General features: G+C 57.7%; 6 protein-coding genes, 1 tRNA gene and 1 pseudogene. 6 read left to right on the forward strand and 2 right to left on the reverse strand.

The annotated features are described in order from the left end of the window. Positions 1 to 404 precede the first annotated feature (404 nt). Both CB0205_RS15175 and CB0205_RS0101880 read right to left on the reverse strand, forming a co-directional pair. The gene (locus CB0205_RS15175) at positions 405 to 1802 is read right to left on the reverse strand and encodes an AAA family ATPase (RefSeq protein ID WP_156797748.1); all 1398 of its coding nucleotides are present in this window, start codon (positions 1800 to 1802) and stop codon (positions 405 to 407) included. An 808-nt stretch (positions 1803 to 2610) separates the two neighbouring features. Continuing rightward, positions 2611 to 2682, reverse strand: a tRNA-Val gene (locus CB0205_RS0101880). A 38-nt stretch (positions 2683 to 2720) separates the two neighbouring features. On the opposite strand from CB0205_RS0101880, the gene CB0205_RS0101885 reads away from it, so the two are divergent. From CB0205_RS0101885 to CB0205_RS16465, 6 genes and pseudogenes are all read left to right on the forward strand, one after another. Further along, positions 2721 to 3191 carry a metal-binding protein gene (locus CB0205_RS0101885; RefSeq protein ID WP_010313666.1) on the forward strand — a complete coding sequence of 157 codons (471 nt, stop codon included), beginning with the start codon at positions 2721 to 2723 and terminating at the stop codon, positions 3189 to 3191. A 23-nt stretch (positions 3192 to 3214) separates the two neighbouring features. After that, positions 3215 to 3901, forward strand: coding sequence for a bifunctional 2-polyprenyl-6-hydroxyphenol methylase/3-demethylubiquinol 3-O-methyltransferase UbiG (locus CB0205_RS0101890; protein WP_010313668.1), 687 nt, complete (start codon positions 3215 to 3217; stop codon positions 3899 to 3901). A 30-nt stretch (positions 3902 to 3931) separates the two neighbouring features. Continuing rightward, positions 3932 to 4741 (forward strand): nucleoside triphosphate pyrophosphohydrolase, encoded by an 810-nt coding sequence (mazG, locus tag CB0205_RS0101895; protein ID WP_010313671.1) that lies wholly within the window; start codon positions 3932 to 3934, stop codon positions 4739 to 4741. 44 nt (positions 4742 to 4785) lie between these two features. Beyond that, positions 4786 to 5559: a Coq4 family protein gene (locus tag CB0205_RS0101900; RefSeq protein WP_010313673.1), complete on the forward strand. Its 774-nt coding sequence runs from the start codon at positions 4786 to 4788 to the stop codon at positions 5557 to 5559. A 41-nt stretch (positions 5560 to 5600) separates the two neighbouring features. Further along, positions 5601 to 5930 (forward strand): annotated as a pseudogene (locus CB0205_RS14115) (arginase family protein); the annotation flags it as partial. Positions 5931 to 6062: 132 nt separating this feature from the next. Then, on the forward strand, positions 6063 to 6355 hold a 293-nt coding region (locus CB0205_RS16465), incomplete at its 3' end, for a hypothetical protein (protein WP_232197216.1).

Genomic DNA, 6355 nt, shown 5'->3' on the forward strand with positions numbered 1-6355 from the left:
AACTAGATACATCAACCGTAAGCAGCTTATGATCAATTGTTGAGCAATTACTTTTAGATGGGTCAAGGATGCACCGCTCAGCGTTCTTTCGTGCCTCAGCCTCAGTAGAGGCACGAGCTTCTCGCACTGACTGTTCCTGCTTGGCCTGGCTCAACAGAATTATTATGGATCCCAATAGAAACACGCCCACAGACAATGCAATAGGGACATAGGCGCCACGACTGACTTTAGACATAGGAATGAGTCGAACATGACCTGCGAGAACTATAGCCGATAGGAGTGCTGCATATAGTTTTAACAAATTAATTTCAACGTACATGGGAAGGCCTTAAATCGCATGCTTTACCGGTTCTATGATTGGTACGTCTGGAGGGCGGCACTAAGCCGCCCTTTTGCTAGATAGCTCAGAACAAACAGTCTGCGATATTCAGGCTGGATCTCTCCGACTGATGCTCCACAGCCTCCGGACCATCCACAGGACCAGTCGGCCAAAAGACTGTACATTGTCCATAGTCTTCAGTTATTAGAGCTTTTTCGATTAAACCCTTATCTTTTAACTGGTCAAGTGTTGAGCGCGCCTTACGCTTACTATCCTCTGTGGGCGGCCCGCCAAATAAGCGGGCCGCTACCATCTCGACGGTACTTGTTTCTCCATCAGCCCATTCACACTTCAGAATTTCAAGAGCGGTTTTCTGGCGATCATTAAGGCTATTAAGAAGATTAGCTAGATGCTGCTCTTCTTCAATCCGTAGCAAGACTCTCTCTATATCAGCGCTACTAGACCAGCATCCATTGGCATCCATCTCAGCGATAAGCTCAACAGACCGGCCACGCCCTGTTGTTGTAATTCTGCGTGGACCGCTGACAAGATTATCCGAAGAAGAGTTTATTGATTCTTGCTCAACAAACTGTATTTTGACTACCCATGAAGCAATCTCAGTCATCCTCATAGATCCGCGTCCGGCAAGTACGGGACTTGCATTACGATTAGTCTTACTAACGTGATGAATCACGATGACCGTGGCGCCCCATGGGGCCACGGCATCAGCAAGAGCCGATAATGGATCACCATAACTAGTGTCCTTGTCTTGATAACCCATTCCTTCCATTGACTTGGTATAGCTATCAAGCAACACAACTAGGCTGGGATATTGTTGTGCTCTATGAGCAATGAAGTCAATCCCATCATCATCCAAATTAAATGCATCCTCGGCAGTCAGCAACTCAATTCTGCCATCACCAATTAGTTCATCCTCCACAAGAAGTCCAGATGTATCAAGGCATTCAGCCCAGTCCGCCTCATTCATATCTGGTCCACAGATAAGAATATGATTATTCCGGTCTCCCTGAGAGAGTTTCCTTCCAAGGAAACTCTCTTCTCCGTTGACCAATGCCGCTATAAACTGTAGAACCAGCAAAGTTTTGCCAGTCTTGGCAAGAGCTAAAACAATATTGACCTGGCCGGCCATTACGATTCCATCTAACAGCCATTTCGTTTTAACGCGCCTGAGCTTACGACCACTAGAAATTGGCTCGTATGCTGGTCGACCTTTTCGTCGCGCATCATGCATCATTTTTCGTATTTCGCTATCTTGAAGTCTTAGCTTCAAATCATCCTTAATCTGTCGGAGTATCGGGAGACGATCCAAGCGCTTAAGGCTGTCGTTATTGACGACAGCCTTAACTTCGCTCTTGAAGCGTTCTAATGCGAGCTGTCCAGACTTAACAGATTCCGGGACGGGGGCTCCGGAGAGTTCGGAGGGCGTGCTTACCGAAGGGGAAGCGTTGTTCTGAGCATCCATGACTATGAACAAAAGTGAAAGGTGAATGGTTGCTAATCTTCCTCTGAAATGAGTCAGAGTAATTAATTGATCCGAGATTCCACTAACAGTTGCTTCGCATAGAGAGAAGCACCAATCCTGATGATTTGGCAGCGCTCGATTTTTAACGCCGCCGCAGCTTCTTCGATGAGCTTTAATTGCTCAGGAAGATAACGAGTCCCGATGGGCTCACCAAGGCCATTATTCATCGCATTTCTAGGATATTTAAGTGCCTATGCTTGCGCAAAAATGCTAGCCAAGGTCTTTAATATCTCGCTCCAATAACTCTCCATTTCGGATGCAGGCTTTCGCCACATCTCTTGCGCATTGTTCAATGTTGTAAAGCACGCGAGAACGTGCTGAAGGCAGCGCGCGGCGCCAATGCTTGCCGTGCCTCAGGAACTGACATGAGCGCCAACGAACCAGAGTCCGCTCAGACACGTGCAATTGAGCCGCGGCCTCTGCCTGGACTAACCATGAAGTACTAACCATGACGAAGCGACTCTCGTAATAAGAGAACGAAAAAGGATCGGGTGGCTGGTCAGGCCTGCTTCGTCACCGCCCGCACCACACGCAGCGGATACAAAGACCAGGAGTTGCGGAACTCAATCCGTCAGAGCCATGACGAGAACCCTGCACATGAGGCGTGAGGACTGTCTCTGGTCAATGTTCGAGCCAAAAGCCTAGGCACCTAGTGCCAAGAAGACGCTTTCGGGATGACCGAACCACTAGATATGGGTGCCTTGCGCGATTTTTGCGCGCAAACCAAGGCAAGCAGCCTCAGAAGCAATGCCCGGTGCTGGGTTCGAACCAGCGACATCCTGCTTGTAAGGCAGGCGCTCTACCGCTGAGCTAACCGGGCGGTTACGGCATTCTGCAGGGCAGCACTCACCCCCGGCGATGGCCAGCGGCCAGCAACACGACCGCGCCACCTGTTGGCTGGCCCTGCCCTATGGGCTGCTCTGGTGGCCCTGGCTTGGACCTTTCGGAACGGTCGTCAGCACCCTGGCCTTCCTGATCGGAGGCCTCTGGCTCTCCCCCGATCTCGACACCAACTCCCGGCCCTACCAACGCTGGGGGCCCCTGCGCTGGCTCTGGTGGCCCTACCGCAAGACCCTGCGCCATCGCTCGATCCTGTCCCACACGCCGGTTATCGGAACCCTGGTGCGGGTGGGCTATGGCCTCGGCATTGTCCTGCTGCTGAGCGGCCTGCTGCACCCATGGGGAGCCCCCTCGAGCAGCGAACTGCTGACCAGGCTCAAGCAGCAGGAGCGGCTGCTCTGGGTGGCCCTGGTTGGCATCGAGGCCAGCGCCTGGCTGCACCTGCTGCAGGACGGTGATCCCATGCCACGGCTCTGGCGCCGTCGCTAGACCACAGGCAATCGCGAAGCCCCATGGCGCTCCTTGATTTCGATGGCGACTACGGCCGGCACTACGACCAGAGCATTCGCCGGCTGATTCCCGCCTACGACACCCACTTCGAGCTCGCCGCTGCTGCACTCGGGGCCCTCGTGCCAACGGCCTCATCGGCGCTCGTGGTGGGCCCTGGTGCAGGGGAAGAACTGCCTAGCCTGCTGAAGGCCATGCCCGGCGCACCCCTGCAGCTGGTGGAGCCGAGCGAGCAGATGCGGGGGTTCTGCGACGCCGTGATCGCCCGCGTCCAAGCGGGCAGTCGCATCGGCTGGGCCCCAAACGACCTCAAGGAGGTGCCAGGCCGTTTTGACGCGGTGATCTGCCACAACGTCCTGCACCTGCTTCCTCCGGCTGAGCAAGAGGACTGCCTCCAACAGCTCTGTGCCCGCGTCGGTCCTGGGGGCGTGCTGGTGATCAGCGGCTTCAGTGAAGAACCCGGGGCGGACATGGAGCTCTGGCAGGCGATCGCCCGGGCCCGCTTCCACGCCCAAGGCATGGACTCCGAAACGATCGAGCGCGTGATGGCCTCCCGCAATGCCGGGGTCTACTCCGTGGATGCAGATCGCCTGGCGGGGCAGTTGCATCGGGCGGGGATGGAGCCAGCGACACAACTGCTGCAGGCCCTGTTCAACCGGCTTTGGTTCAGCCGCCGGCCTGCAGCGCAATGAGATCGTGAGGAGCCAGCTGGCCCCCCTTCGATGAGCGACGCCCTGCAAGAGCTGATCGCGGTGGTCGCCAAGCTGCGCGATCCCGATGGGGGCTGCCCCTGGGACCTGGAGCAAACCCACCAGTCCCTCGTGCCCTATGTGCTCGAGGAGGCCCACGAAGTGGCCGACGCCATCCGCCACGGGGATGACGCCCACCTCAAAGAGGAACTCGGCGATCTGCTGCTGCAGGTGGTCCTCCATGCCCAGATCGCCCAGGAGGAGCAGCGCTTCGATCTCGAGGCCATCGCCCAGGGAATCAGCGAGAAATTGATCCGCCGCCACCCCCACGTCTTTGGCGATGCCATCGCCAAAGACAGCGCCGCGGTCAAGGACACCTGGGAGGCCATCAAGGCCAGCGAAAAAGGAGAGGCTCCGCCCTCCGCCAGTCCCCTGAGCGATCGCCTCGCGGGCAAGGTGCGCGGCCAAGGCGCCCTGGCCGGAGCGATGACCATCTCCAAGAAAGCCGCCAAGGCGGGCTTCGAATGGGATGACATGAACGGCGTCTGGGAGAAGGTGCACGAGGAGCTCGATGAGCTCAAGGAAGCCGTGGCCGCAGGGGACAAGCGCCACGCCCAGGAGGAACTCGGTGATGTCCTCTTCACCCTGGTGAACGTGGCGCGCTGGTGCGGCATCGAACCCGAGGAGGGCCTCGCGGGCACCAACCGACGCTTCCTTGATCGCTTCTCCCGCGTCGAGGCCGCCCTGGGGGGCGATCTTCAGGGCCGCAGCATCCACGAACTCGAGGGTCTCTGGCAGCAGGCCAAGGCCCAGATCCGCCAGGAGCAGCAGGACGCGGTCTGATCGAAAAACCATTTCTAGTTTGAGGGGCCGGCACTGGAGCCCCCATGGGTTTTAGCTACCTCGATCGCCTGGCCAGCCCCGAGCAAATCCAGGGCTTTCTGGGCTTGATGGACCTGGCGGCTGGAGGAGGGGAGTCAGCCCAGAACGTCTTTGAGCTCTCCCACCGGCTGCGGGACTCCAACCCGATGAAGCTCTGCCGCAAACGCCTGGCCCGCGATCCCGAAGCCGAGCGGCTGATCCAAACCCGGCAGCTCAGCGGGCCCTACGACCCTGAGGCCCTGAAAGCCCTGCCCAAAGGCAGCCTGGGTCACACCTACGCGACGGTGCTCGGGGCCCTGGGCTACGACATCAACTTCTTCCCCGAGCCCAGCTTCTTCAGCAATCTCGAGACCGACGCCGACTACATCAACTACCGGGTCTACGCGACCCACGACCTACACCACATCCTCACCGGCTTCAGCCTGGACAACTTCGGCGAATTGGGGGTGATCAGCGTCAGCGTCGCCCAGTTCTCCCACCCAGGATTGGCCTTCACCGACTTGATGTCCCTGCTGCTGAATTGGTTCAGGGATGACACCCCGATTGACGAGCTGGAAAGCCACGCCGACAAGGCCCACACCACGGCCTATGCCTTTGGCCGCATCAGTGAAGGGCTGGAGATGGGTGCCAACGCCCAACCCCTCTTTGCCCAGCCCTGGGAAGCTCTGATGCCCCGCAACCTGGAGGACCTGCGCCGGGAGCTGCAGATCGACGCCGTCACCGGCGGCCCCTGGAGCTGGCACAGCCGCCCTGAGCTCATCGAGGCCCTCAAGGCCTAGCCCGGCGGTGCGAAAATCTGGAGAGATCTGCCCGCGCCCACGCGATGGAGGAATTCAGCGAACTGCACCAAACCTGACGCCTGGTCGCCATCGAGCGGATGGCCGGGGCGCTCATCCCCCTACGGGGCAAACCGATCCACCTCACGGTTGACCTGGACTGGTTTGACCCCGCGGTGATGGCCGGTACGGGCACCCCGGAGCCGGGAGGGTTCCTCTGGCGGGACTTCGCCGCCCTGGTGGAGGAGCTACGCCACCACAACCTGGTGGCCGCTGACGTGGTGGAACTGGCGCCCATGCTCGACCCGACCGGGGTCAGCAGCGTCTTGGCGGCCAAGGTGGTGCGCAGCCTGCTTTTCCTGCTGGATCGCTGATTCAGAAGGAAGAGCTAATCAAAATGCAGCGAAAAGGCAACAAAGAATCTTCATGGATTAACAGTGTTCAACCCTTAGTAAATCCATAAACTGAATCGTTAGGGCGCCAACCGTAAACGACCGCTGAAGGCCATGAACGTATCCATCAAACGCCTAAGCAGCAATGCAAATGGCCTCGCGTTCTACAAAGCTGATTCAGTCACAGGGGCCGTTGAGTCAAGACGCGGCTTCTGGCGGTGGACCAAGCAACCAGGCGAAGAAGGATACTTGCAAGTAGCACTAGAAAACGCACAGCGTGCGGGTACCTATCTCCCATCAGATCGCCTACCTGCAGACGGGCTCTCAAGCCAATACAACCTCAACATCGATTTAGACGAAGGCGTAGGAGTCCTCTTGATAGTGGATGGCAAGCCAAATCAAATCCA

Origin of the sequence: Synechococcus sp. CB0205 (assembly GCF_000179255.1) — a bacterium.
Classification (GTDB): domain Bacteria; phylum Cyanobacteriota; class Cyanobacteriia; order PCC-6307; family Cyanobiaceae; genus Vulcanococcus.

Excerpts from the sequence above, each read along its gene's own strand:
- CB0205_RS15175 (WP_156797748.1), bottom strand. The coding sequence starts at position 1,802 with ATGGATGCTCAGAACAACGCTTCCCCTTCGGTAAGCACGCCCTCCGAA.
- CB0205_RS0101885 (WP_010313666.1), top strand. The coding sequence starts at position 2,721 with ATGGCCAGCGGCCAGCAACACGACCGCGCCACCTGTTGGCTGGCCCTG.
- CB0205_RS0101890 (WP_010313668.1), top strand. The coding sequence starts at position 3,215 with ATGGCGCTCCTTGATTTCGATGGCGACTACGGCCGGCACTACGACCAG.
- mazG (WP_010313671.1), top strand. The coding sequence starts at position 3,932 with ATGAGCGACGCCCTGCAAGAGCTGATCGCGGTGGTCGCCAAGCTGCGC.
- CB0205_RS0101900 (WP_010313673.1), top strand. The coding sequence starts at position 4,786 with ATGGGTTTTAGCTACCTCGATCGCCTGGCCAGCCCCGAGCAAATCCAG.